Annotated in this window: 23 protein-coding genes and 1 pseudogene; 13 read left to right on the top strand and 11 right to left on the bottom strand. The window is 72.0% G+C overall.

What is annotated here, in order from left to right:
* Positions 1-32: 32 nt before the first annotated feature.
* On the top strand, positions 33-1,007 hold the full coding sequence (locus ACIP2X_RS31455) for an ABC transporter ATP-binding protein (RefSeq protein WP_401679545.1): 975 nt from the start codon (positions 33-35) through the stop codon (positions 1,005-1,007).
* Positions 994-1,863: an ABC transporter permease gene (locus ACIP2X_RS31460; RefSeq protein ID WP_401679548.1), complete on the top strand. Its 870-nt coding sequence runs from the start codon at positions 994-996 to the stop codon at positions 1,861-1,863. The genes ACIP2X_RS31455 and ACIP2X_RS31460 overlap by 14 nt, the downstream gene beginning before the upstream one ends.
* Here ACIP2X_RS31460 and ACIP2X_RS31465 read toward each other — a convergent pair.
* Both ACIP2X_RS31465 and ACIP2X_RS31470 read right to left on the bottom strand, forming a co-directional pair.
* Positions 1,853-2,464 carry a flavodoxin family protein gene (locus tag ACIP2X_RS31465; RefSeq protein WP_401679551.1) on the bottom strand — a complete coding sequence of 204 codons (612 nt, stop codon included), beginning with the start codon at positions 2,462-2,464 and terminating at the stop codon, positions 1,853-1,855. The two genes, ACIP2X_RS31460 and ACIP2X_RS31465, sit on opposite strands and share 11 nt — an antisense overlap.
* Positions 2,465-2,978: 514 nt before the next feature.
* Positions 2,979-3,293, bottom strand: a complete 315-nt coding sequence (locus tag ACIP2X_RS31470) for a hypothetical protein (protein WP_401679554.1) — start codon at positions 3,291-3,293, stop codon at positions 2,979-2,981.
* Between ACIP2X_RS31470 and ACIP2X_RS31475 the strand changes: the two genes are divergently transcribed.
* Positions 3,256-4,011: a hypothetical protein gene (locus ACIP2X_RS31475; protein ID WP_401679557.1), complete on the top strand. Its 756-nt coding sequence runs from the start codon at positions 3,256-3,258 to the stop codon at positions 4,009-4,011. The two genes, ACIP2X_RS31470 and ACIP2X_RS31475, sit on opposite strands and share 38 nt — an antisense overlap.
* A gap of 236 nt (positions 4,012-4,247) precedes the next feature.
* On the opposite strand, the gene ACIP2X_RS31480 is transcribed toward ACIP2X_RS31475, so the two are convergent.
* Complete coding sequence (locus tag ACIP2X_RS31480) at positions 4,248-4,715, bottom strand: VOC family protein (RefSeq protein WP_401679560.1); 468 nt, start codon at positions 4,713-4,715, stop codon at positions 4,248-4,250.
* Between the two features lie 8 nt (positions 4,716-4,723).
* Positions 4,724-5,167: a winged helix-turn-helix transcriptional regulator gene (locus ACIP2X_RS31485; RefSeq protein ID WP_401679563.1), complete on the bottom strand. Its 444-nt coding sequence runs from the start codon at positions 5,165-5,167 to the stop codon at positions 4,724-4,726.
* 169 nt (positions 5,168-5,336) lie between these two features.
* Between ACIP2X_RS31485 and ACIP2X_RS31490 the strand changes: the two are divergent.
* A pseudogene (locus ACIP2X_RS31490) lies at positions 5,337-6,419 on the top strand (MFS transporter); the annotation flags it as partial.
* Positions 6,420-6,499: 80 nt separating this feature from the next.
* Here the strand turns inward: ACIP2X_RS31490 and rarD are convergent.
* Together rarD and ACIP2X_RS31500 are read right to left on the bottom strand one after the other, a co-directional pair.
* Entirely contained in the window at positions 6,500-7,516 is a 1,017-nt protein-coding gene (rarD, locus tag ACIP2X_RS31495) for an EamA family transporter RarD (protein ID WP_401679566.1), read from the bottom strand.
* A 110-nt stretch (positions 7,517-7,626) separates the two neighbouring features.
* Positions 7,627-8,481, bottom strand: a complete 855-nt coding sequence (locus ACIP2X_RS31500) for an SDR family oxidoreductase (RefSeq protein ID WP_401679569.1) — start codon at positions 8,479-8,481, stop codon at positions 7,627-7,629.
* A 101-nt stretch (positions 8,482-8,582) separates the two neighbouring features.
* Between ACIP2X_RS31500 and ACIP2X_RS31505 the strand changes: the two genes are divergently transcribed.
* Complete coding sequence (locus ACIP2X_RS31505) at positions 8,583-8,963, top strand: winged helix-turn-helix transcriptional regulator (protein WP_401679572.1); 381 nt, start codon at positions 8,583-8,585, stop codon at positions 8,961-8,963.
* Between the two features lie 31 nt (positions 8,964-8,994).
* Here ACIP2X_RS31505 and ACIP2X_RS31510 read toward each other — a convergent pair whose 3' ends face one another.
* The 5 genes from ACIP2X_RS31510 to ACIP2X_RS31530 form a co-directional block, all read right to left on the bottom strand.
* Positions 8,995-10,074: a 2-oxoacid:ferredoxin oxidoreductase subunit beta gene (locus tag ACIP2X_RS31510; protein WP_401679575.1), complete on the bottom strand. Its 1,080-nt coding sequence runs from the start codon at positions 10,072-10,074 to the stop codon at positions 8,995-8,997.
* Complete coding sequence (locus ACIP2X_RS31515; RefSeq protein ID WP_401679578.1) at positions 10,067-11,995, bottom strand: 2-oxoacid:acceptor oxidoreductase subunit alpha; 1,929 nt, start codon at positions 11,993-11,995, stop codon at positions 10,067-10,069. The genes ACIP2X_RS31510 and ACIP2X_RS31515 overlap by 8 nt, the downstream gene beginning before the upstream one ends.
* A gap of 197 nt (positions 11,996-12,192) precedes the next feature.
* Complete coding sequence (locus ACIP2X_RS31520; protein WP_401680226.1) at positions 12,193-12,852, bottom strand: LuxR C-terminal-related transcriptional regulator; 660 nt, start codon at positions 12,850-12,852, stop codon at positions 12,193-12,195.
* A 125-nt stretch (positions 12,853-12,977) separates the two neighbouring features.
* Complete coding sequence (locus ACIP2X_RS31525) at positions 12,978-14,342, bottom strand: sensor histidine kinase (protein WP_401679581.1); 1,365 nt, start codon at positions 14,340-14,342, stop codon at positions 12,978-12,980.
* A gap of 137 nt (positions 14,343-14,479) precedes the next feature.
* Positions 14,480-15,670, bottom strand: coding sequence for a sensor histidine kinase (locus ACIP2X_RS31530; RefSeq protein ID WP_401679584.1), 1,191 nt, complete (start codon positions 15,668-15,670; stop codon positions 14,480-14,482).
* A 197-nt stretch (positions 15,671-15,867) separates the two neighbouring features.
* Between ACIP2X_RS31530 and ACIP2X_RS31535 the strand changes: the two genes are divergently transcribed.
* The 8 genes from ACIP2X_RS31535 to ACIP2X_RS31570 are packed head-to-tail and all read left to right on the top strand — an operon-like array spanning position 15,868 to position 22,745.
* Positions 15,868-16,308 carry an NADH-quinone oxidoreductase subunit A gene (locus ACIP2X_RS31535; protein ID WP_401679587.1) on the top strand — a complete coding sequence of 147 codons (441 nt, stop codon included), beginning with the start codon at positions 15,868-15,870 and terminating at the stop codon, positions 16,306-16,308.
* The gene (locus ACIP2X_RS31540; protein ID WP_401679590.1) at positions 16,299-16,928 is read left to right on the top strand and encodes an NADH-quinone oxidoreductase subunit B; all 630 of its coding nucleotides are present in this window, start codon (positions 16,299-16,301) and stop codon (positions 16,926-16,928) included. Before ACIP2X_RS31535 ends, ACIP2X_RS31540 begins: the two co-directional genes overlap by 10 nt.
* A complete protein-coding gene (locus ACIP2X_RS31545; RefSeq protein ID WP_401679593.1) occupies positions 16,925-18,151 on the top strand; it encodes an NADH-quinone oxidoreductase subunit C in 1,227 nt (408 codons plus the stop codon). The genes ACIP2X_RS31540 and ACIP2X_RS31545 overlap by 4 nt, the downstream gene beginning before the upstream one ends.
* The gene (locus tag ACIP2X_RS31550; protein ID WP_401679596.1) at positions 18,148-19,116 is read left to right on the top strand and encodes an NADH-quinone oxidoreductase subunit H; all 969 of its coding nucleotides are present in this window, start codon (positions 18,148-18,150) and stop codon (positions 19,114-19,116) included. The genes ACIP2X_RS31545 and ACIP2X_RS31550 overlap by 4 nt, the downstream gene beginning before the upstream one ends.
* A gap of 2 nt (positions 19,117-19,118) precedes the next feature.
* Positions 19,119-19,730 (top strand): NuoI/complex I 23 kDa subunit family protein, encoded by a 612-nt coding sequence (locus ACIP2X_RS31555; protein WP_401679599.1) that lies wholly within the window; start codon positions 19,119-19,121, stop codon positions 19,728-19,730.
* Positions 19,727-20,362: an NADH-quinone oxidoreductase subunit J gene (locus ACIP2X_RS31560; RefSeq protein WP_401679601.1), complete on the top strand. Its 636-nt coding sequence runs from the start codon at positions 19,727-19,729 to the stop codon at positions 20,360-20,362. Before ACIP2X_RS31555 ends, ACIP2X_RS31560 begins: the two co-directional genes overlap by 4 nt.
* Entirely contained in the window at positions 20,362-20,754 is a 393-nt protein-coding gene (gene nuoK / locus ACIP2X_RS31565; protein WP_401679603.1) for an NADH-quinone oxidoreductase subunit NuoK, read from the top strand. Before ACIP2X_RS31560 ends, nuoK begins: the two co-directional genes overlap by 1 nt.
* Positions 20,751-22,745 carry an NADH-quinone oxidoreductase subunit L gene (locus ACIP2X_RS31570; protein WP_401679606.1) on the top strand — a complete coding sequence of 665 codons (1,995 nt, stop codon included), beginning with the start codon at positions 20,751-20,753 and terminating at the stop codon, positions 22,743-22,745. The genes nuoK and ACIP2X_RS31570 overlap by 4 nt, the downstream gene beginning before the upstream one ends.
* Positions 22,746-22,749 lie beyond the last annotated feature (4 nt).

A 22,749-nucleotide genomic window follows, 5' to 3' on the forward strand; every position in this document is an offset into this window, starting at 1 on the left:
TTCGGTACGGGGACGACGCATCGGGGGGCCGCATGGACGACACGTCCGTCACGGGTTCGCGGCGGGAGGCCGCGGGTGAGGGCGTCATCCACACCCGCGCGCTCACCAAGCGCTACCGCGGTGGGCAGCTCGCCGTCGACGGTCTCGACCTGACCGTCCCGGCAGGCAGCGTCTTCGGCTTCCTCGGTCCGAACGGCTCCGGCAAGACCACCACCATCCGCATGCTGATGGGCCTGATCGAGCCCACGTCGGGCACGGCGCACGTGCTGGGACGCCCCATGCCCCGCGCCACGCGTGCCGTGCTCCCGCACGTGGGCGCCCTGATCGAGGGCCCGGCCCTGTACGGCTTCCTCTCCGGCCGCGACAACCTCCTGCGCTACGACTGCGCGGACCCGTCCGCCGACCCCCGCACCCGGCGCGCCCGCGTCGCCGCGGCGCTGGACCGGGTGGGTCTGGCGGCGGCCTCGGGCAAGAAGGCGAAGGCGTACTCGCTCGGCATGAAGCAGCGGCTGGGCCTCGCGGCCGCCCTGCTCCAGCCGCGCCGGCTGCTCGTCCTGGACGAGCCGACCAACGGGCTCGACCCGCAGGGAATGCGCGAAATCCGCTCCCTCGTGCGGGAGCTGGCCTCCGACGGCACGACCGTGTTCCTCTCCTCCCATCTGCTCGACGAGATCGAGCAGGTCTGCACGCACGCCGCGGTGATGGCGCAGGGCCGGCTGATCACCCAGGGCGCGGTGGCGGACCTGGCGGCGGGCACGCGGGGCCGGCTGGTGGTGACCACGCCGGACACGGGGGACGCGGCCCGGGTGCTGAAGGAGCGCGGGGTCGGCGATCTGTCGGTCACCGAGGACCGGGTGACGGGGGAGCAGCCCGAGGGGGAACTCGCGGAACTGAACGCCGCGTTGGTCGAGGCGGGCGTGCGGGTCCGTGGCTTCGGGGTGGAACGGGCGTCCCTGGAGGACGCGTTCGTGGCGCTGACGGGGGAGGGCTTCGATGTCGCGGGCTGAGACCGCCGTGGCACGCCGCGGCCCGCTGTGGACCTTCGGTCTGCTGCGCAGCGAGCTCGGCATCACCTTCCGGCGCCGGCGCACCCTCGCGCTGCTCGGCGTGCTGGCCGCCGTGCCCGTGCTGGTCGGCATCGCCGTGAAGATCGAGACCAGCGACGGCTCCTCCCCCGGCGGTGGCGGCGGAGGCCCGGCGTTCATCACCCAGATCACCAACAACGGCCTGTTCCTGGTCTTCACCGCGCTCGCGGCGACCCTGCCGTTCTTCCTGCCGATGGCCGTGGGTGTCGTCGCGGGTGACGCGATAGCCGGTGAGGCCAACGCCGGGACCCTGCGATACCTCCTGGTCGCCCCGGCCGGACGTACGCGCCTGCTGCTCACCAAGTACGCCACCACGATGGCCTTCTGCCTCGCGGCCACCCTGGTGGTCGCCGTCTCTGCCCTGGCCGTCGGGGCGCTGCTGTTCCCGTTGGGCGACCTGACGACCATCTCCGGCACACGGATCGGCTTCGCCGAGGGTCTGGCCAGAGCCCTGCTGATCGCCCTGGTCGTCGCCGCCTCACTGGTCGGCGTGGCGGCGCTCGGCCTGTTCGTCTCGACGCTGACCAGCAGCGGTATCGCGGCGATGGCGACGACCGTCGGGCTGTTGATCACGGTGCAGATCCTCGACCAGATACCCCAGCTGCACGCGATACAGCCGTACCTCTTCTCGCACTACTGGCTGTCCTTCGCCGACCTGATGCGCGAGCCGGTCCTCTGGGACGAGCTGCGGCGCAACCTCGGCCTCCAGGCGCTGTACGCCGCCGTGTTCGGCTCGGCGGCCTGGGCGAGGTTCGCGGCGAAGGACGTCACCGCGTAGCCGTAGGGCGCGGGGGCTGCGCCGCCTCGTAGGGGAAGCGCGCGAGCGGCGCCTCCTGCGCGAAGAACGACTTCGCGCGGGCCAGGGCGTCGGTGTCCTTCAGCACGTCACCGGGCTTGCTGCCGTTGCCGAGCAGGACTCCGCCGAAGCGCATCCCCATGTACGCGGCCGAGTTGCGCAGGGTGCCGATCAGCGGGTCGGCGACCTCGCTCTCCTCGTGCGCGAGCGCGGTGACGCCCCAGAGCGTGCGGTCGGCCAGCGTCGCCTTGAAGTCCAGGCCAGGGGTGCGCAGCCAGCCCGACCAGTAGTCGAGGTAGCGCTTGACGTGCGCGGACACCGAGTACCAGTAGAGCGGGGAGACGATCACGATGTCCGTCGCGGCGAGCGTGGCGTCGAGCAGCAGGGCGACGTCGCCCTCCGTGGGGCGGACGTGGTCGCTGTCGTGACGGAGGTCCTCGAAGTCGGGCAGGGGATGGGCGGCGAGGTCGATCCACTGCTGCCCGACTCCGGCGGGGAGTTGATCGGCGGCCGCGCGGGCCAGTGTCTCGGTGTTGCCGTCACGGCGGCTGCTGCCCAGCACGAACAGAAAACGTCGGTCCATGGTGTTCCCCCAGTGGATCTCGAATAGGCGGCGCACGACGATTAAATGCTCGTGCAGTATATGCACACGCATAAAGGTGCCGTCCAGAGTCCGCCGGGATGGGGGAGGGGGGCTCGGATCCGTGGAGCGTCGGGCCGCGGGTCTTGGGACGAGGCTGTGACGCCTCGGTGACGCGTGTATCGGGCGAAATCGGTGACACTCGACGGTAGGGTCCGCCGAGGCGTGGACGCCGGCGAGTGAGGGAACCGATGTCTCGACCAGGCCGCGACAAGACGCGGGAACAGCAGGATCAGGGTGCGGGTGGGGTGATCGACGTCCGCGTCCCCGGGGCGGGGCCAGCCACAGGTGGCCCCGTCAGCGCCTCGATCGGTGGTGTCCCGGTCGCTCCCGTGCCCGGCGAGGAACTGCAGCGGACGGTACTGAAGCACCTCCACCGCATCGCCGTCTCCACCGGCCGTCCGGTCCTCGCCACCGTTCACGACGAGCGGATCGGGTACGTCGTACCGCTTCAGGTTCACCCGGACGGGTCGAGTTGCTTCACGGCGGATCCGGTGCCGACCGGCGCGGCGGAGCCGGGGGCTGCCGTGCCCGGGTCGGCGAGCCGGTCGAGGGCCGCCGCGCCCTCGTCGCCGAGCGCCGCGCAGGCCGCCGTGCCCCCCTCGTCGCCCCCCGCACCGCCGCTCCCGCCGCAGGGTTCCCCGTCGGTGGCGGCCCGGCCGCCGCAGGCGCCCGTCTCCGCTCCGGCCCGGCCGTCCCAGGCGGCTCCCGCGTCCCGGCCGCCGCAGGCGCCCGTGTGGCCCGCGGCCCAGCCTCCGGAGGACAACGTCACGCAGACGCTGCGTACCCCGCCGGCCTCCGGACCCACCTCCGCGCCCACCTTCCGGCTGCGGGCGATTCAGGAGCCGCAGCCGCTGGGCGAGTTCGGGCCGCCGCCCGTCATGGAGGCGCGGCCGCACCCGCAGCCGCTCGTCGCGCCGGGTCCCGGCGCGGGCCGCGACCCGGACCCGAAGCCGACCCCGCCCCGCGGCTTCGACGCGGTCGCCGAAGCCATCCTCGACCCCCAGGACGTCACTGCGCTCCCGACCTCCGCCCTGCTCGCCGAGCCCACGGCCCGTATCGGCGAAGCCGTGAGGACGGGGCACATAGACACTGCGGCGACCGTGTCGGAGCAGGCCCTGGCGGAGGCCTCGGCCGCGCTCCCGCCCGACCACCCCGAACTGCTCCGGCTGCTGGAACTCACCGCGTACGTCGCGTACCTGGCGGCCGAACCGGTCCGCGCCTTCCGGCTCTCCCTGGACGTGGCCCGCAGTCACCGCCGCACGCGGGACGCGGAGGGCGCCTACGGGAACGTGCAGAGCGCGGCCACGGCCTGGCGGGCGGTACGCGATCCCGAGCTCGGCCTGGAGCTGGGGCGTGAACTGATCACTCTGTGGACCGAGTTGGCCGCGGAGGGCGGTCCGGCCGCCGAGGACGTGGAGGAGCTGGAGTCCGCCCACGCGCGCATGGACCGTCTCACCGCACGGGCGGGCAGGGCGTCCGGACGCTGAGCGGCCCCCCGGCACCTTCCGGCGCCCCGGCCGGGCCCAGGGCCTGTCTGACGATTCCCGTCTGCCGGACGGCGCCATGCGCGCACTCTCGCCGCACCGGGCCCTGACCCGAGTACGTCCAGTACGCGGGTCAGGGCCCGGCACTCCCCCAGCCTTCGGCCGGGGGGACCCCCAGAGCACGCACCTGACGCCGTCCGGCCGCCCTCCGGGCGACGACGCGAATCGTCAGACAGGCCCTAGTGCACGCAGAACTCGTTCCCCTCCGGGTCCGTCATCACCACCCACTCACCGCCGGCCTCCCTGACCTCCCGCACCGTGCTCGCGCCCAGGCCCCGCAGCCGCTCCACCTCGTCCGCGCGCCGGCCGTCCCCGGGATGCAGGTCCAGGTGGAGCCGGTTCTTGCCGGCCTTGGGCTCGGGCACGCGCTGGAACAGCAGCCGCCGCCCCAGCCCGGTGCCGGTCTCCTTCTCGTGAGGATCGTCGGGATGCCGTACGGCGACCAGGTCCCGGAAGGCCGGGCGGCCGTGGAAATCCACGGTGGCGGCGACGGGGAGGGCGCCGAGCTGGAGCAGCCGTTCGATCAGGGCGCTGTTGTCCTCGACCTCGTAGCCGAGCGCGGCGGCCCAGAAGTCGGCCTGCGCGTGGGGGTCGTTGGCGTCGATGACGAGCTTCCAGTGCACAGCGGTGGATGCCTTGTCGGTCATGCCCCCAGTTATAGACCGGCGGCGCCCTGAGCCTCCCGTTCGTCGTACGCGGCCCGCGCGGCCGCGATCTCCCGCTGATGCTCCTCCGTCCACCGCACCAGGGACTGGATCGTGGCGTGCAGGGTGCCGCCCAGAGGTGTGAGCTCGTAGTCGACGCGGGGCGGTACGACGGGGTGGACCGTGCGCGTGACCAGGCCGTCCCGTTCCAGCTGGCGCAGGGTGACCGTCAGCATGCGCTGGCTGACGCCGTCGATCTCGCGGCGTAGCTCGGTGAAGCGGAGTCTGCGGTTCTCCAGGAGGGCGATGACGAGCAGCGACCACTTGTCCGCGACCCGGTCGAGGATCTGCCGTACCTCGCAGCCCTCACGGGTGTCCCACTGGAAGGGATCGGCGTCGCCGTGGTCCACGGTGCTCTCGCAGTTACTCGGTGACTTAGAAGTGCCTACTTCCATGTCTCTCGATGCTGCCGCACGCTGGCAATGGTTACAAGAGGGAACCGACCCTCCGTCCGGTAACCGCCCCCTGCCTATCCCCTGGAGTGTTGCCATGGGCACCCGCGCCTGGGCTCTGTTGCTCGTGCTGTGCGGAACGATCTTTCTGGAGGGCATCGACGTCGCGATGATGGCCGTCGCGATCCCGTCGATCAGGGCCGACCTCGCGCTGTCGACCGGTACGGCGGCCTGGGTGATGAGCGCGTACGTCCTCGGCTACGCCGGCTTCACCCTGCTCGGCGGGCGCGCCGCGGACCTGCTCGGCCGCCGCCGGATGTTCCTGATCTGGCTGACGGTCTTCCTGCTCTTCTCCGGGCTGGGCGGGTTCGCCACCGACGGCTGGATGCTGGTCGTGGCCCGCTTCGTCACCGGTGTCGCGGCGGCGTTCATGACCCCGGCCGCGCTGTCGCTGATCACCACCTCCTATCCGCAGGGCCCGCAGCGCAACCAGGCCCTGCTGGTCTTCGCCGGCACCGCCGCCGCCGGCTTCTCGCTGGGCCTGGTCATCGGCGGGCTGCTCACGTCGATCGGCTGGCGATGGGTGTTCTTCGCGCCGGTGCTGCTGGCGGGGGCCCTGCTGATCGCGGCGGTGCGCCTGCTGCCCCGGACACCCCCACCCCGGCCTGGCACGCCCCCCGGGTTCGACCTGCTCGGTGCGGTCACCGCGGCCGGCGCCATGCTGCTCGCCGCCTACACCGTCGTACGGCTGGAACACGGTCTGCGGGGCTGGCCTCTCACCGCCGTCGCGGCCTTCGCCGCCCTGGTGCTCGCGGTCACCTTCGTCGCCGTCGAGCGGCGCTCCGCGGCGCCGCTGGTCCGGCTCGGCATCCTGCGCAACGGATCCGTGGTGCGCGCGGATCTCGGCGCGCTGCTCTTCGTGGGCGCCTTCTTCGGCTTCCAGTTCGTGGTGACGCTCTACCTGCAGGAACTGCGCGGCTGGTCCTCGCTCCAGACCGCGATCGCCCTGGTCGTCATGGGCTGCGACGCCGTACTCGCCCCGACGCTCACGCCGAAGCTGGTGGCCCGCTTCGGCAACGCCCGCGTGATCCTCGGCGGCTTCGTGCTGGCGGTGCCGGCCTACGGGCTGTTTCTGCCGGTCGGGATGGACTGGTCCTACGCCGCCATGTTCCCGACGCTGATCATCGCGGGTACCGCGTTCGCGCTGGCGTACGGGCCGCTGACCATCGCGGCGACGGACGGCGTCGCGGAGGAGGAGCAGGGCCTTGCGGGCGGACTGCTCAACACCGCGACACAGTTCGGCTCGGCGATCGGGATCTCCGCGGTGACCGCCGTCTACGGCCTGGCGTCCACGACCGACTCGGGCCCGGAGGGCACGCTGTCCGCGTTCCGCGCGGCGCTGACGGTGCCGGTCGCGATGGTGGTGGCCGGCACCCTCCTCTCGCTCCTCAGCCTGCGGGCCGCCCGGCGCGCGGTGCGCAGCGCGTCCCAGGTGAGCAGTGTCAACGCCAGCCAGACCAGCGCGAACCCGGCCCAGCGCTCGGGCGGCATGGCCTCGCGGAAGTAGAGGACGCCCAGCACGAACTGGAACACCGGGGCCAGGTACTGCAGCAGCCCCAAGGTGGTCAGGGGCACTCGGATCGCGGCCGCGCCGAAGCAGACCAGCGGAAGCGCGGTCACCAGCCCGGTCGCGGCGAGCAGGGCCGCGTGCCCGATGCCCTCGGTGTGGAAGGTCGACTCGCCCCGGCCGCTCAGCCACAGCAGATAGGCGAGCGCGGGCAGGAACTGGATCGCGGTCTCGGCGGTGAGCGACTCCAGGCCGCTGAGGTTCACCTTCTTCTTCACGAGGCCGTAGGTGGCGAAGGAGAGGGCGAGGACCAGCGAGACCCACGGCGGGCGGCCGTAGCCGACGGTGAGGACGACCACGGCGGCGAAGCCGACGCCGACCGCCACCCACTGCACCGGCCGCAGTCGTTCCTTCAGCAGCAGCACGCCCATCGCGATGGTGACCAGCGGGTTGATGAAGTAGCCGAGGGACGCCTCGACCACCTGGCCGTTGTTCACGGCCCAGATGTAGACGCCCCAGTTGACGGTGATGACGGCCGCGGCGACCGTGACGAGCCCGAGGCGGCGCGGCTGGCGCAGCAACTCGCCGGCCCAGCCCCAGCGCCGTACGAACAGCAGCGCGACGGCGACGAAGGCGAGCGACCACACCATCCGGTGGGCGAGGATCTCCACCGAGCCCGCGGGCTTCAGCAGCGGCCAGAACAGGGGGACGAGCCCCCACATCCCATAGGCCGCGAAGCCGTTCAGCAGGCCTATGCGGCTCTCGCCCCTCGACTTTCCGGACACCGGCTTCTCCTTCGCGCTCCAGCCCACCGCACGAAGGTAGCGCCGACCACCCCCGCCTGTCATGGCCGTATCGCCATACGGTCATGACAGGCGGAACGGGTGGTGCGCGGTCAGCCCTTGAGGGCCGTGGCGACGGCCTCGGAGAGCGGGGTGGTCGGACGTCCGGCCAGGCGGGAGAGGTCGCCGGTGCGCGCGGCCAGCTCGCCCTTCTCGATGGACGCGTCCACCCCGGCGAGGATCGCGGCGAGCGGCTCGGGCAGCCCGGCGCCGGTCAGGATGTCCTGGTAGGCCTCGACCGTCACCGGGGTATAGGCGATGTCCCTGCCGGTCTGCCGGCTGAGTTCGGCCGCGTACTGCGTGAATCCCCACGCCTCGTCACCGCTCAGCTCGTAGGTCCGGTTCTCGTGGCCCGCCCCGGTCAGCACCGCGACGGCGGCGGCCGCGTAGTCGGCGCGCGAGGCGGAGGCGACCCGGCCCTCACCGGCGGCGGTGACCACCGCCTCGTGCTCCAGGACCGGGGCGAGGTTCTCCGTGTAGTTCTCGTGGTACCAGCCGTTGCGCAGCAGCACGTACGGCACTCCCGAGGCCCGCACCAGTTCCTCGGTGGCGCGGTGGTCGTCGGCGAGCGCGGCCGTCAGGCCGCCGGGGGCGCTGGTGTACGCGAGCAGCGCCACACCGGCCGACCGCGCGGCGTCGATCACGACCTTGTGCTGGGAGACGCGGCCCTTGTCGAACTCGTTGCCGGAGATGAGCAGCACCTTGTCACCGGCGGCGAAGAGGCCGTCGAAGGTCGCGGGCGCGTTGTAGTCGGCGAGCGCGATCCGCACCCCGCGTTCCGCGAGGCCGGCGGCCTTCTCGGGGTCACGGGCGACGGCGGTGACCGTGTCGGCCGGCACCTTCTGCAGCAGCTGCTCGACGACGTGCCGGCCGAGGTGTCCGGTGGCTCCGGTGACGACGATGCTCATGGTGGGGCTCCTCCGCGGAGTGCGTGTGTCAGGGGGTTGACACTCACCCTAGGAGGGGCACTAACTCTGGGAAAGTACCCACTTTGAAGTAAGGTACCGGCATGGCGGAGAGAGTGGGAACGCCCGAGAGCGAGGCGATGTGCCCGTACCGGCTGGTGCTGGAGCACGTGACCAGCCGCTGGGGCGTACTGGTGCTGATCCGGCTGCTGGAACGCCCGCACCGCTTCAGCGAGCTGCGCCGGGCGATCGGTGAGATCCGGCAGGTCAGCGAGAAGATGCTCACCCAGACACTGCAGACCCTGGAGCGGGACGGGCTCGTCCACCGCGACGCCCACCCCGTGATCCCGCCCCGCGTCGACTACTCCCTCACCGGCCTCGGCCGCGAGGCCGCTGAGCAGGTGCGGGCGCTGGCGCGGTGGACGGAGCAGCGGATGGGGGACGTGGAGCAGGCGCGCGAAACCTACGACAAGGCCCGGGCCTGAGCCCGGGCCGGTGTCGCGTCGTGGGCCGGGCTCAGCCGACGACGGTCCAGGTGTCGCCGCCGGCCAGCAGCGCGGCGAGGTCGCCCTTGCCGTTCTGCTCGACGGCCGCGTCGAGCTGGTCGGTCATCGCCGCGTCGTAGACCGGGCGGTCGACGGCGCGGAAGACGCCGATCGGGGTGTGGTGCAGGGTGTCGGGGTCGGCGAGCCTGCTGAGGGCGAAGGCGGTGGTCGGGGAGTCGGCGTGGGCGTCGTGCACGAGGATCTGCTCCTCGTTCTCCGGCGTCACGGTGACGACCTCGAGATCGCCGGTCCTCTGGTTCCGCACCACGCCGCGGGCGGCATCGGCGCCGAAGCGGATCGGACGGCCGTGCTCCAGCCGGATCACCGCCTCCTCGGCCCGCTGCTGGTCCTTGAGGGCGTCGAAGGCGCCGTCGTTGAAGATGTTGCAGTTCTGGTAGATCTCGATGAGCGCGGTGCCCGGGTGGGCGGCCGCGGCGCGCAGGACCTCGGTGAGGTGTTTGCGGTCGGAGTCGACGGTGCGGGCGACGAAGGAGGCCTCCGCGCCCAGGGCCAGGGACACCGGGTTGAAGGGGGCGTCCAGGGAACCCATGGGGGTCGACTTGGTGATCTTGCCGACCTCGGAGGTGGGGGAGTACTGGCCCTTGGTCAGCCCGTAGATCCGGTTGTTGAACAGCAGGATCTTGAGGTTGACGTTGCGGCGCAGGGCGTGGATGAGGTGGTTGCCGCCGATGGAGAGCGCGTCGCCGTCGCCGGTGACGACCCAGACGGACAGGTCGCGGCGGGAGGCGGCCAGGCCGGTGGCGATGGCGGGGGCGCGGCCGTGGATGGAGTGCATCCCGTAGGTGTCCATGTAGTACGGGAAGCGCGAGGAGCAGCCGATGCCGGAGACGAAGACGATGTTCTCCCTGGCCAGACCCAGTTCGGGCATGAAGCCCTGGACCGCGGCGAGGATCGCGTAGTCACCGCAGCCGGGGCACCAGCGGACCTCCTGGTCCGTCTTGAAGTCCTTCATGGACTGCCTGCCCGCGGCCTTGGGCACCAGGGAGAGCGCTTCGATCGTGCCGGTGCCTTCCAGGGACGTCTCAGCCATCGATGGCCTCCTTCAGCGCCGTGGCCAGCTGCTCGGCCTTGAACGGCATGCCGTTGACCTGGGTGTAGGACTGGGCGTCCACCAGGTACTTCGCCCGGATCAGCGTGGCGAGCTGACCGAGGTTCATCTCGGGGATCACCACCTTGTCGAAACGCGCCAGCACGTCCCCGAGATTCCTCGGGAACGGGTTCACGTGCCGCAGATGCGCCTGTGCCACGGGAAGCCCGGCCGCGCGCAGCCGCCGTACCGCCGCCGTGATCGGACCGTAGGTGGACCCCCAGCCCAGGACCAGGACCTTGGCGTCGGCGGGGTCGTCGACCTCGACGTCGGGGACGTCGATGCCGTCGATCTTCGCCTGCCGGGTGCGGACCATGAAGTCGTGGTTGGCCGGGTCGTAGGAGATGTTCCCGGTGCCGTCCTGCTTCTCGATGCCGCCGATACGGTGCTCCAGACCCGGCGTGCCCGGGATCGCCCACGGTCGGGCGAGGGTCTGCGGGTCCCGCTTGTAGGGCCAGAACGCCTCGCTGCCGTCCTCCAGCGTGTGGTTCGGGCCCTGCGCGAACTGCGTGGTCAGGTCCGGCAGCTCGTCGAGCTCCGGGATCCGCCACGGCTCGGAACCGTTGGCGAGGTACCCGTCCGAGAGCAGGAACACCGGCGTGCGGTACGTCAGCGCGATCCGCGCCGCCTCCAGTGCCGCGTCGAAACAGTCCGCCGGGGTCCGCGGCGCCACGACCGGCACCGGCGCCTCACCGTTGCGCCCGAACATCGCCTGTAGCAGATCGGCCTGTTCGGTCTTGGTCGGCAGACCCGTCGACGGGCCGCCCCGCTGGATGTCCACCACCAGCAACGGCAGCTCCAGCGACACCGCCAGCCCGATCGTCTCGCTCTTGAGCGCCACTCCGGGGCCGGAGGTGGTGGTCACGGCCAGCGAGCCGCCGAACGCCGCACCGAGCGCCGCGCCGACACCCGCGATCTCGTCCTCGGCCTGGAAGGTGCGCACCCCGAAGTTCTTGTGCCGGCTCAGCTCGTGCAGGATGTCGGAGGCCGGCGTGATCGGGTACGAGCCCAGGAACAGCGGCAGATCCGCCTGCCTGCTCGCCGCGATCAGCCCGTAGGCCAGCGCCAGGTTCCCCGAGATGTTGCGGTACGTGCCCACCGGGAACGCCTTCGCGGCCGGCTCGACCTCGTAGGAGACCGCGAAGTCCTCCGTGGTCTCCCCGAAGTTCCAGCCCGCCCGGAACGCCGCGATGTTCGCCGCCGCGATGTCCGGCTTCTTCGCGAACTTCGACTGGAGGAACTTCTCCGTACCCTCGGTCGGCCGGTGGTACATCCACGACAGCAGACCCAGCGCGAACATGTTCTTGCTGCGCTCGGCCTCCTTGCGGGACAGGGAGAAGTCCTTCAGCGCCTGCACCGTCAGCGTGGTCAGGGGCACCGGATGCAGCTGGTACCCGTCGAGCGAACCGTCCTCCAGCGGGTTGGTCCCGTAGCCGACCTTCTGCATCGCCCGTTTGGTGAACTCGTCCGTGTTGACGATGATCTCCGCACCGCGCGGCAGATCCTCCACGTTCGCCTTCAGCGCCGCCGGGTTCATCGCCACGAGCACGTTCGGCGCGTCACCCGGGGTGAGGATGTCGTGGTCGGCGAAGTGCAGCTGGAACGACGAGACACCCGGCAGCGTCCCGGCGGGCGCCCTGATCTCGGCGGGGAAGTTCGGCAACGTCGACAGGTCGTTGCCGAACGACGCGGTCTCCGAGGTGAAACGGTCACCGGTGAGCTGCATACCGTCACCCGAGTCCCCCGCGAACCTGATGATCACTCGGTCGAGACGGCGGACGTCCTTGATGCCTGCCGCTTTGCGCTGCTCTCCCACGACCGCTCCGTCGGCCTGCTCCGCTGGGCTACTGACCTGGCTCGTCACTGAACTGGACCTCCTTCGAGGCGCTGTCGGGGACCGACCCCACAGGGTCCTCCCAGCACCAACCCTACGACTGGACGGCTCGCCAGCCCTCGGCCATTCGCATGATGATTACCTGCCCGAGCAGCTCCCCGCATCCCGTTCGCATGCGCCGTACGGGTCGTCCCCGCGGCCGCTGCGACCGGTGCGGATACGGGGACTCAGGAGTTCAGATAGGTGAGCACGGCGAGGACGCGGCGGTGGTCCCCGTCGCTCGGGGACAGCCCCAGCTTGAGGAAGATGTTGCTGACGTGCTTCTCGACCGCGCCGTCGCTCACCACCAGTTGCTTGGCGATGGCGGAGTTGGTGCGGCCCTCGGCCATCAGCCCCAGGACCTCCCGCTCCCTCGGTGTGAGCCCCGCGAGCACGTCCTGCTTTCGGCTGCGTCCGAGCAGTTGCGCCACGACCTCCGGGTCGAGGGCCGTGCCCCCTTGGGCCACCCGGACGACCGCGTCCACGAACTCCCGCACCTCTGCCACGCGGTCCTTCAGCAGGTAGCCCACACCGCGGCTGGAACCGGCCAGCAGTTCGGTGGCGTAGCGCTCCTCCACGTACTGTGACAGCACCAGCACGCCGAGTCCCGGATGGGTCTTGCGCAGCCGCACCGCCGCCCGGACGCCCTCGTCCGTGTGCGTCGGCGGCATCCGCACGTCGGCGACCACGACGTCGGGCAGAGCACCCTCGGCGTCCAGCTCCGCGATGGTCTTGATCAACGCCTCCGCGTCACCGACGCCGGCGACGACGTCGTGCCCGCGGTCGGTGAGCAGCCGGGTCAGGCCCTCCCTGAGCAGCACCGAATCCTCGGCGATGACCACCCGCACCCTGTCCTCCACGATCCTCGGCCCCCCGTTGCTCGACTGCGCCCCAAAGACCCGTCAAGCATTCCAGGTTTTGCCCGGGAGGTGTGGGGTGGCGGTGGAGGGCCGCTCGACTTGTCGGTGACGGCTCAGCCGCGCCAGGGCAGTTCCGCGGTGACGCGGGTCGGGCCGCCCGCGGGGGAGTCGACCACCAGGATGCCGTCCACCGCGTCCAGCCGCTCCGCGAGCCCCGCCAGTCCGGAACCGCTGCCCGCGCCGGCCGTGGCCCCGCCCACGCCGTCGTCCGTGACCTGCAGCATGAGCCGGTCCTCGGACCGCCAGACGTCCACCGTCGCGGAGGTGGCCCGCGCGTGCTTGCTGATGTTCTGCAGCAGCTCGGAGACCGTGAAGTAGGCGATCCCCTCCGTCGCGGGGGCCGGCCGTGACGCCAGGTCGACGTCCACCTGCACCGGGACCGTGCACCGGGAGGCCACCGAGGACAGGGCCGCGTCCAGGCCGCGGTCGGTGAGGACCGCCGGGTGGATGCCGCGCGCCAGGTCCCGCAGTTCCTGGAGCGCCGTCTTCACCTCGCCGTGCGCCTCGTCCACCATGCGCGCAGCCGCCCGCGGGTCCTCGGCGAGCTTCTCCTTGGCCAGCCCGAGGTCCATCGCCAGCGCCACCAGCCGGGCCTGTGCCCCGTCGTGCAGATCGCGCTCGATGCGCCGCAGATCGGCGGCGGCCGTGTCGACCACGACCCCCCGGTCCGACTCCAGCTCCACCACCCGCGTCGCCAGCCGCGACGGTCCGAGCAGCCCGTGCACCAGCAGCCGGTCCACCAGCGTGAGGGCCCGCACGATCCACGGCGTGGCCAGCGTGAACAGCAGCCCCACCAGCGCCGTCACCGTGATCTCGAACGGGTTGTCCAGGTAGACCCGGTGCGTCTCGTCGCCGTACAGCTGCAGCCCGTCCTGGCCGCCGTACATCGGGAAGACCCAGTACCAGAGCGGATACGTCAGCAGCGCCCAGCCGTACGCCCAGAAGTTCACCGCGACGACGAAGGAGAAGATGGCCCACGGGAAGTGCAGCACCGAGTACAGCAGGTGGCGCCAGGACGTGCCGCTCTTGAGGACCGCGCCCATCCATCCCGTCAGCCCGCTCCTGCGCATCCGCAGCGGCTCCGGTTCGGCGACGTCGAGCCCGAGCAGGCCGCGCGCCCGCGCCCGCTCCAGCGAGCCGAGGCCCCGGCAGCCGGCCAGCCCCGCCGCCAGCACCGGTATCCCGAGGAACGTCACCAGCAGACCCGCACCGAGCGAGACCATCGTCACGGCGTACGTGAACATCAGCACGCTGATCGGCAGGCTGAGCAGCACGTAGGCGAACTCGCGCCAGGTGCGGCCCTCGAAGGGCGCCCGCAGTCCGGCCGGCAGCCGGGACCGCCGTCCGGCGCTCCGCCGCGCATCCCAGTCGGACGTCCCCCTCGGGCGTCCGTAGCCGTGCCCGTACTCCGTGGCCATGGGCGTGGTCCCCGTTCCTGTCGGTCTGCCGTGTCCGTCGTGGTCCCACCCTGCTGGACCCGGGAGCCGCGGACCATGGAGGCCGTCGGCATCTTGGGCGGGGGGTTTTCCCTACCCCCGCCTCGCGGGTCCCGCCCTCAGCGCTGCCGGTCCCGCCAGGGCAGTTCCGCGGTGACGACCGTGGGGCCGCCCGCCGGGGAGTCGACGACGAACAGCCCGTCGACGGCGCCCAGCCGCTCCGCCAGCCCCCGCATGCCCGTACCGCCGTCGAGCGCGGCGCCGCCCCGGCCGTCATCGGCGACCTGTATGAGGAGCCGTTCCTCGGTACGCCACACGTCCACGGACGCGGACTTCGCCGCGCTGTGCTTGCTGACGTTCTGCAGCAGCTCCGAGACGGTGAAGTAGGCGATGCCCTCGATCGCCGCCGCGGGCCTGGCCTCCAGGTCGACGGTCACCTTCACCGGGACCGTGCACCGGGAGGCCACCGAGGACAGGGCCGCGTCCAGGCCGCGGTCGGTGAGGACCGCCGGGTGGATGCCGCGCGCCAGATCCCGCAGTTCCTGGAGCGCCAGCTTCACCTCGCCGTGCGCCTCGTCGACCATCGCCGCCGCGTACTCGGGGTCCTCCAGCAGCTTCTCCTTGGCCAGACCGAGGCCCATGGCCAGGTTGACCAGGCGAGCCTGTGCCCCGTCGTGCAGATCGCGCTCGATGCGCCGCAGATCGGCGGCGGCCGTGTCGACCACGACCCCCCGGTCGGACTCCAGCTCGGCGATCCGCCGCTCCAGCTCGTCGGAGGGCGACAGCAGCGCGCGCACCATCGCCCGGTCCGCGTTGGCCAGGCCCCGCGCGATGAACGGCAGCACCGGCCACAGCACGAACAGCGAGGTCAGTGTGAGAGTGAAGGTGAGGATGCCCCAGGGCAGCCGGATGAAGTCGTACAGGGCGGTCCGCCAGCCCACCGGGTCCTTCAGCGCCATCCACAGCCTGGGGAGGAAACCGCCCGCGCCCCGGCGTGGCAGCGGGCTCGGCTCGTCCACGCGCACCCCGAGCAGCGTGCGGGCCCGGGCCCGCTCCAGCCTGCCGAGCTGCCGGGCGCCCAGCAGACCCGCGGCGAGCAGCGGGAAGCCGATCACCGTGACGGTCAGAAAGGCGCCGACGGACAGCATGGTGACGACGTAGACGAAGCCCAGCAGGGACGCCGGCAGATTCGCCAGGAGATGCGCGATCTCCTTCCAGGTGTGCCTGTCGTAGGCGAACCGGGGAGGCGGCGGACGGTCCGTGTCTCGGACGGCCGCCGGCGCGGTCGCGGACGGGAAGTGTTCGGTCACATGGGCCAGCGTGCCCGGCGGCGGGCGTCGGCGCCATGAGGTGCGCCGCCACGTTCTGCGGGGGAAAACCCCACCCCTGCCCCGCCGGGTCCCGATGGGCTGCTTACCGCCTCTTTAACAGGCCCTAGACTCACGTTGCGTACAGATCGTCGAACGATGGCGTGACGTCGCGAGGCCGGAAGGCCACTCGAACAGTCATGAGGTCGAGGCCAGGGGAGCGAGGGACGGACGTGCGGGAACCGACCGTCGAACCGACCGCCGTCATCGCGGCGGACTACTTCCAGTCCTACTCGGTCGTCGGACTGCTCGCCGCCGTCGGCGTGCTGTTCGTCGCCGTCGCCTTCGGCGCGGGACGGCTGCTGCGGCCCGTCGTGCCCACCCCCGAGAAGCTCCTCACCTACGAGTGCGGCGTCGACCCCGTCGGCGAGGGCTGGGCCCACACCCAGGTCCGCTACTACGTCTACGCCTTCCTCTACGTGATCTTCGCGATCGACTCGATCTTCCTCTTCCCGTGGGCCACGGTCTTCGCCGCCCCCGGTTACGGAGCGACGACCCTCGTCGAGATGTTCATCTTCCTGGGCTTTTTGGCCGTGGGCCTGCTCTACGCATACAAGAAGGGTGTCCTGGCATGGACGTGACGCCAGAAACGACTCCTTCGGCGCCCGCCGCGGAGCCCGTGATGCTTCCCGAGCCGAAGCGCCTCGGCGCCCTCGCGCGCCTCGCCCCCGAGCCGATGAAGGTCGTCCTCAACTGGGGCCGCCGCTACTCGCTGTGGGTCTTCAACTTCGGCCTCGCCTGCTGCGCCATCGAGTTCATCGCCGCGTCGATGGCCCGGCACGACTTCATCCGTCTCGGTGTCATCCCGTTCGCGCCGGGGCCCCGCCAGGCCGACCTGATGGTCGTCTCCGGCACGGTCACGGACAAGATGGCGCCCGCCGTCAAGCGCCTCTACGAACAGATGCCCGAGCCGAAGTACGTCATCTCCTTCGGCGCCTGCTCCAACTGCGGTGGCCCGTACTGGGACTCGTACTCCGTCACCAAGGGCGTCGACCAGATCATCCCCGTCGACGTCTACGTGCCCGGCTGCCCGCCCCGCCCCGAGGCGCTGCTCCAGGGCATCCTCAAGCTCCAGGAGAAGATCGCCCGCGAGTCGCTGGAGGAGCGGTACGGTTCCGCTCGTCCCTCGGCGGCGGCCCTGCGCAGCGGCCTCGTCCTCCCGCCGGCCACGGACGCCACCGGCACGGGGGAGGCCCGATGAACGGCACGGTCGGCTGGCTTCCCGAGCCCGCCGAGGACCTCTTCGGCACGGAGGCCACGGCCGAGGAGTCGTACGAGGTCCTCACCGTCGACGTACCGCCCGCGTCCTGGACCGCCGCCCTGCGCACGGCACGGGACACCCTCGGCTGCACCTTCTTCGACTGGCTGAGCGCCGTCGACGAACCCGGCACGGGCTTCCGCGTCTCGGCCCACCTGGTCGCCCTCGACCCGGTGCGCCGCCTGCTGATGCGCACCACCGTCCCCCACGAGGCGCCCGTCCTCGCCTCCGCCGTCGAGGTCTTCGCGGGCGCAGGCTGGCACGAGCGCGAGACCCACGAGATGTTCGGCGTCCGCTTCGAGGGCCACCCCGCCCTGGACCACCTGCTGCTGCCGGAGACCTTCGAAGGCCACCCCCTGCGCAAGGACTTCGTCCTCGCCGCCCGCGTCGTCAAGGCCTGGCCCGGCGCGAAGGAGCCGGGCGAGTCCGAGCACGGCGGGCCCAAGCGCCGCCAGATGCTGCCGCCGGGCGTCCCCGACCCCAATGAATGGGGTCCCCTCAAGGGCCGGCTTCCCGCGGCCCCCGCCCGCCCGGCCCGCGGCCCCGCCCGCGCCGCGGGCGACCGCCCCGCACGCCGTACCCGCACCGCGGCGGAGGGCTCCACCGGTACGCCCGCCGAGGCCCCGCCCACGCAAGCCCCGCCCACGCAAGCCCCGCCCGCCGAGGCCCCGCCCACGGAGGCCCCGCCAGCTGAGGTCCCGCCCTCGACGGCCGCGCCGCGCCGCGCCCGCAGCGTCGGCGAGGGGTCGGCCTCGCAGCGTGCGGAGGGACAGGCGGAGACTTCCGCCGCCCCGGCCGCTCCTCGTCGCGCGCGCAGCGCGAGCGCGGGGTCGGCTTCGCAGCGCGCGAGCGCCACGGAGGCGGAGGCCGCCGCGCAGCCAGGCACCGACGCCCCGGCCGCCCCGGCCGGTCCCCGTCCGCGCCGTGCCCGCAGCGCGTCCGAAGGCTCCGCCTCGCAGCGCGCAGCAGAGGAGCCGACGGCGGAGCAGCCCACCCGCCCGGCCACCTCGCGCAGTTCCGACGCCCCGTGGCACCACGCCCGGCCAGCCTTCGACGAGACCGCGACGACCGAGCCCGAGGACCGGGTCGAGGGAGAAGGCGTGAACGCCGACGCGGACGCGGACGAGGACGAGCAGAAGCCCGACCCGTCAGGAGGCCGCCCGTGAACGACGTGCTCGACGTCGCCCTGCGACTCCTTGTCGTCTTCGTCGTCTTCCTGACCTTCCCCTTGATCATCGGTCAGACCGAGCACAAGGTGATGGCCCACATGCAAGGCCGCCTCGGCCCCATGTACGCCGGCGGCTTCCACGGCTGGGCCCAGCTCGTCGCGGACGGCGTGAAGTTCGCGCAGAAGGAGGACGTCGTCCCCGCGGGCGCGGACCGTCGCATCTTCCAGCTCGCCCCGGCCGTGGCCCTCCTCCCGTATCTGCTGGTCCTGCTCGCCATCCCCATCGGCCCCGGCGAGGGCGCGGTGGGCGTGGTGATCGACGCGGGCGTCTTCTTCGTGCTCGCCGTCATGGGCGTCGGCGTCCTCGGCTCCCTGATGGCCGGCTGGGCCAGCGCCAACAAGTACTCCCTCCTCGGCGGCCTGCGCACCGCGGCCCAGCTGCTCGCCTACGAACTGCCGATGCTCCTCGCCGCCGCCTCCGTCGCCATGGCGGCCGGCACGGTCTCCCTGACCGGCATCCTCGACGCCTTCGAGTGGTGGTGGCTGCCCTGGCAGATCGTCGGAGCGATCGTCTTCTTCGTGGCGGGGCTCGCCGAGCTCCAACGCCCGCCGTTCGACATGCCGGTCGCGGACTCGGAGATCATCTTCGGGGCGTACACCGAGTACACGGGCCTGCGCTTCGCCCTGTTCCTGCTCGCCGAGTACGCCGGGATCGTCGTCCTGTGCGGCCTGACCACCGTCCTCTTCCTCGGCGGGTGGCACGGCCCCTGGGGTGCCGACGGACTCGGCTGGGTGTGGACCCTGTTGAAGTCCGCCGTCCTCGCGTTCCTCGTGATCTGGCTCCGCGTCACCTACCCACGGCTGCGCGAGGACCAGCTCCAGAGGCTGTCCTGGACCCTGCTCGTCCCCCTCTCCCTCGCCCAGATCGCCCTCACCGGCATCGTCAAGGTGGTGATCCGGTAGCCATGGCCGAGTCTCTCCCGCCCACCCGGTCCCGTTTTCCCGGCAGCGGTCTGGCCAAGGGCCTGGCCGTCACCCTGCGCACGATGACGAAGAAGTCCGTCACCGAGCAGTACCCGGACGTCCAGCCCGACCTCCCGCCCCGTACCCGCGGCGTGATCGGCCTGTTCGAGGAGAACTGCACGGTCTGCATGCTGTGCGCCCGGGAGTGCCCGGACTGGTGCATCTACATCGACTCCCACAAGGAGACCGTGCCGCCCGCCGCCCCCGGCGGCCGGGAGCGCAGCCGCAACGTCCTCGACCGGTTCGCGATCGACTTCGCGCTGTGCATGTACTGCGGTATCTGCATCGAGGTCTGTCCTTTCGACGCGCTGTTCTGGTCCCCGGAGTTCGAGTACGCCGAGACCGACATCCGCGACCTCACCCACGAGCGCGACAAGCTCCGCGAGTGGATGTGGACGGTGCCCGCCCCGCCGGCCCTCGACCCGGGCGCGGAGGAGCCGAAGGAGATCGCCGCCGCCCGCAAGACCGCCGAGAAGCTGGCGGCGACGGCCGAGGCCGAGGCGGCCCCGCCCGGGCCCGCCGAGCCCACCGACCCCCAGGGAGGAGTCTCGTGACCCTGGCCGCGGCCCACCACGCACACCTCGCCGCCACCTCGCACGGATTCCTCTCCCCGACCGGCGTCGAAATCGCCTTCCTGCTCGTCGGCGTGGTCACCTTCGGCGCCGCGATCGTCACCGTCACCACCCGGCAGCTGGTGCACGCCGCCCTGTGGCTGGTGGTCACCCTCGGCGGCCTCGCCGTCGAATACCTCCTGCTCACCGCCGAGTTCATCGCCTGGGTGCAGGTGCTGATCTACGTAGGGTCCGTCGTCGTCCTCCTCCTCTTCGGCCTGATGCTCACCAGGGCCCCCATCGGCCGCTCCACGGACGCCGACTCGGGCAACCGCTGGGCCGCACTCGCCGTGGCCGTCGCCTCGGCCGTCGCCCTGGTCTGGGTGGTCGTCGACGCCTTCCGCACCACCTGGATCGACCTGGACGGCGCCCCCGCCGGATCCACCGAGGTCACCGGCAAGGCCCTCTTCCAGAACTGGGTCCTCCCCTTCGAGGCCCTCTCCGTCCTCCTCCTCGCCGCGCTGGTCGGCGCGATCGTCCTGTCGCGCAAGGCGAAGGCCGACGCGGCGGCGACCACCGCCGCCGACGGCCGCTCGGTCCCCGGCACCCGAAGCGACAAGGGCGGTGCCCGCTGATGCACCTCGCCTATCCCGCCGTGCTCTCCGCCCTCCTGTTCTGCACCGGCCTGTACGGCGTCCTGGCCCGCCGCAACGCGATCCTGGTCCTCATGTCGGTCGAGCTGATGCTCAACGCCGTCAACCTCAACCTGGTCGCCTTCGACGTCTGGCTCAGCAGGACCGCCCAGGAGACCCTGCACTCCGGCCAGGCCCTGACCCTGTTCACCATCGCCATCGCGGCCGCCGAGATCGGCATCGGCCTCGCGATCGTCCTCGCCGTCCACCGCAACCGCGGGACCTCGGACATCGACAAGCTCCGCGACACCGCCGAGGGCCACGAGACCGACGGACCCGACGGCGAGGCCGGCCCGGCCGGGCCGGACGCCGAGAAGGCTGAGGCCACCGCGTGACCACGACCACCCTCGCCTACCTCGTTCCTCTCCTTCCGTTCCTGGGCGCGGCCGCCGGGCTGTTCCTCGGCCGCACGGCCCCCGGCTTCGTCCGTCCGATCGCCGTCCTGCCGACGCTCGCCTCGCTCGTGCTCGCCGTGCTGGTCGCCGTACGGCAGAGCGGCGACGAGGCCGTCACCTCCGCCACCGAGCTCACGCCCACCGGCTCGATCCCGATCGAACTCGCCCTGTACATCGACGGCTTCGCCGCCCTGGTCGCCGTCCTGGTGGTGTTCGTCGCGCTCTGCGTGCAGATCTACTCGACCGGCTACCTCCAGGACGACCCCCGCTACCCCTCGTACGCCGCGCTCGTCTCCCTGTTCACCTCCGCGATGCTCCTCGTCGTGTACTCGGGCGACCTGATCGTGCTGCTGGTCGGCTGGGAAGTCATGGGCATCTGCTCCTACTTCCTGGTCGGGCACTACTGGGAGACCCCGGAGGCCCGCGCCGCCTCGATCAAGGCGTTCCTGGTCACCAAGCTCGGTGACGTCCCCTTCCTGATCGGCCTGTTCGCGCTGGCCGTCGACGCCGGGTCGTTCCGCATCACGCAGGTGCTCAAGACGGTCGCGGACGGCGGGCTCGACCACCCCACGACGATCGCCCTGCTGCTCCTGGCCGGCGTGGCCGGCAAGTCGGCCCAGTTCCCGCTCCACACCTGGCTTCCCGACGCGATGGCGGGCCCCACCCCCGTCTCCGCGCTGATCCACGCCGCGACGATGGTCGCCGCCGGTGTCTACTTCATCGCCCGGCTCCTCCCCGTCTTCCAGGCCTCCGCGGCCGCGATGGTCGTCCTCGCCGTGATGGCAGCCGTCACCATGGCCGGGTCGGGCGTCGCCGCGCTCGCCCAGGACGACATCAAACGTGTCCTCGCCTACTCGACGATCGGTCAGCTCGGCTACATGACCGGCGCGCTGGCCGTCGCCGACCGGGGCGCCGCCGTCTTCCACCTTCTGTCCCACGGCGCCTTCAAGGCGCTGCTGTTCCTCGCGGCGGGCGTGGTCATCCACGCCGCCGGCACCAACTCACTGGCCGCCATGTCCCGCATGGGCGGCCTGCGCGACCGAGTCCCCGACGCCTACTGGACGATGACCGTCGCGCTCCTCGCGCTCGCCGCGATCCCGCCCTTCAGCGGCTTCTTCTCCAAGGAGGCCGTCCTCGGCGCCGCCGAGCACGTCACGACCGGGCACACCCCGGACGTGCCCGGCGCCGCTGGGTGGATCGTCCTGGTCGCAGGCCTGCTCACGGCCCTGCTGACCGCCGCCTACGCCATGCGCCTGTGGCTGCTGGCCTTCCGCGGACGCGGGCCCGAGGTGCCCGACCACGGCAGGCAGCCGCTGACGATGACCGTGGTGCTCTGGGTGCTGGCCGCCCCGTCCCTGGCCCTCGGCGGCCTGGCGTACCAGTCGCTGCCCGGCTGGTTCGACGGCGGCGAGCTGACCCCGACCCTCACCACGTCCGTGCTGGGCACGGGGCTGGCCCTGATCGGCGGCCTGGTCACCTATGCCGCCTGGCGCCACACCAGCGCCCGCACCGCCCGTGTCCCGATCGGCGCGGTCGCCGCCCACCCGGAGGGCGACGCCGGACTGGTCGAGGCCGAGGCCATCGCCACCCACGGACCCGCCTACGGCGACGTGGCTCACGCCGCCGACCCGGCGGATCCCGGGCGCCTGCTGCTGGGCCCGCTGCACCGGCACGCCGCCGCCGGCTTCCACCTGGACGCCGTCTACTCGGCGCTGTTCGTCCGCCCGGTCCAGGGCGGCGCCGCTCTGGTGCGGTTCCTCGACCGCGAGGTCGTCGACACCTACGTACGCGGGGCGGGCGCCCTGCCCCGCTGGCTGGGGGTCGCCGTCCGGCGCGCCCAGACCGGCAACGTGCAGACCTATGTGAGCGCGCTGCTCGCCGGCACCGTCGTCCTGGTGGTCGCCGTCGTCCTCGTCGCCACGGGAGCGTGAGCAG

Source organism: Streptomyces sp. NPDC089424, assembly GCF_044749345.1.
In the GTDB taxonomy this organism is placed as follows: Bacteria; Actinomycetota; Actinomycetes; order Streptomycetales; family Streptomycetaceae; genus Streptomyces.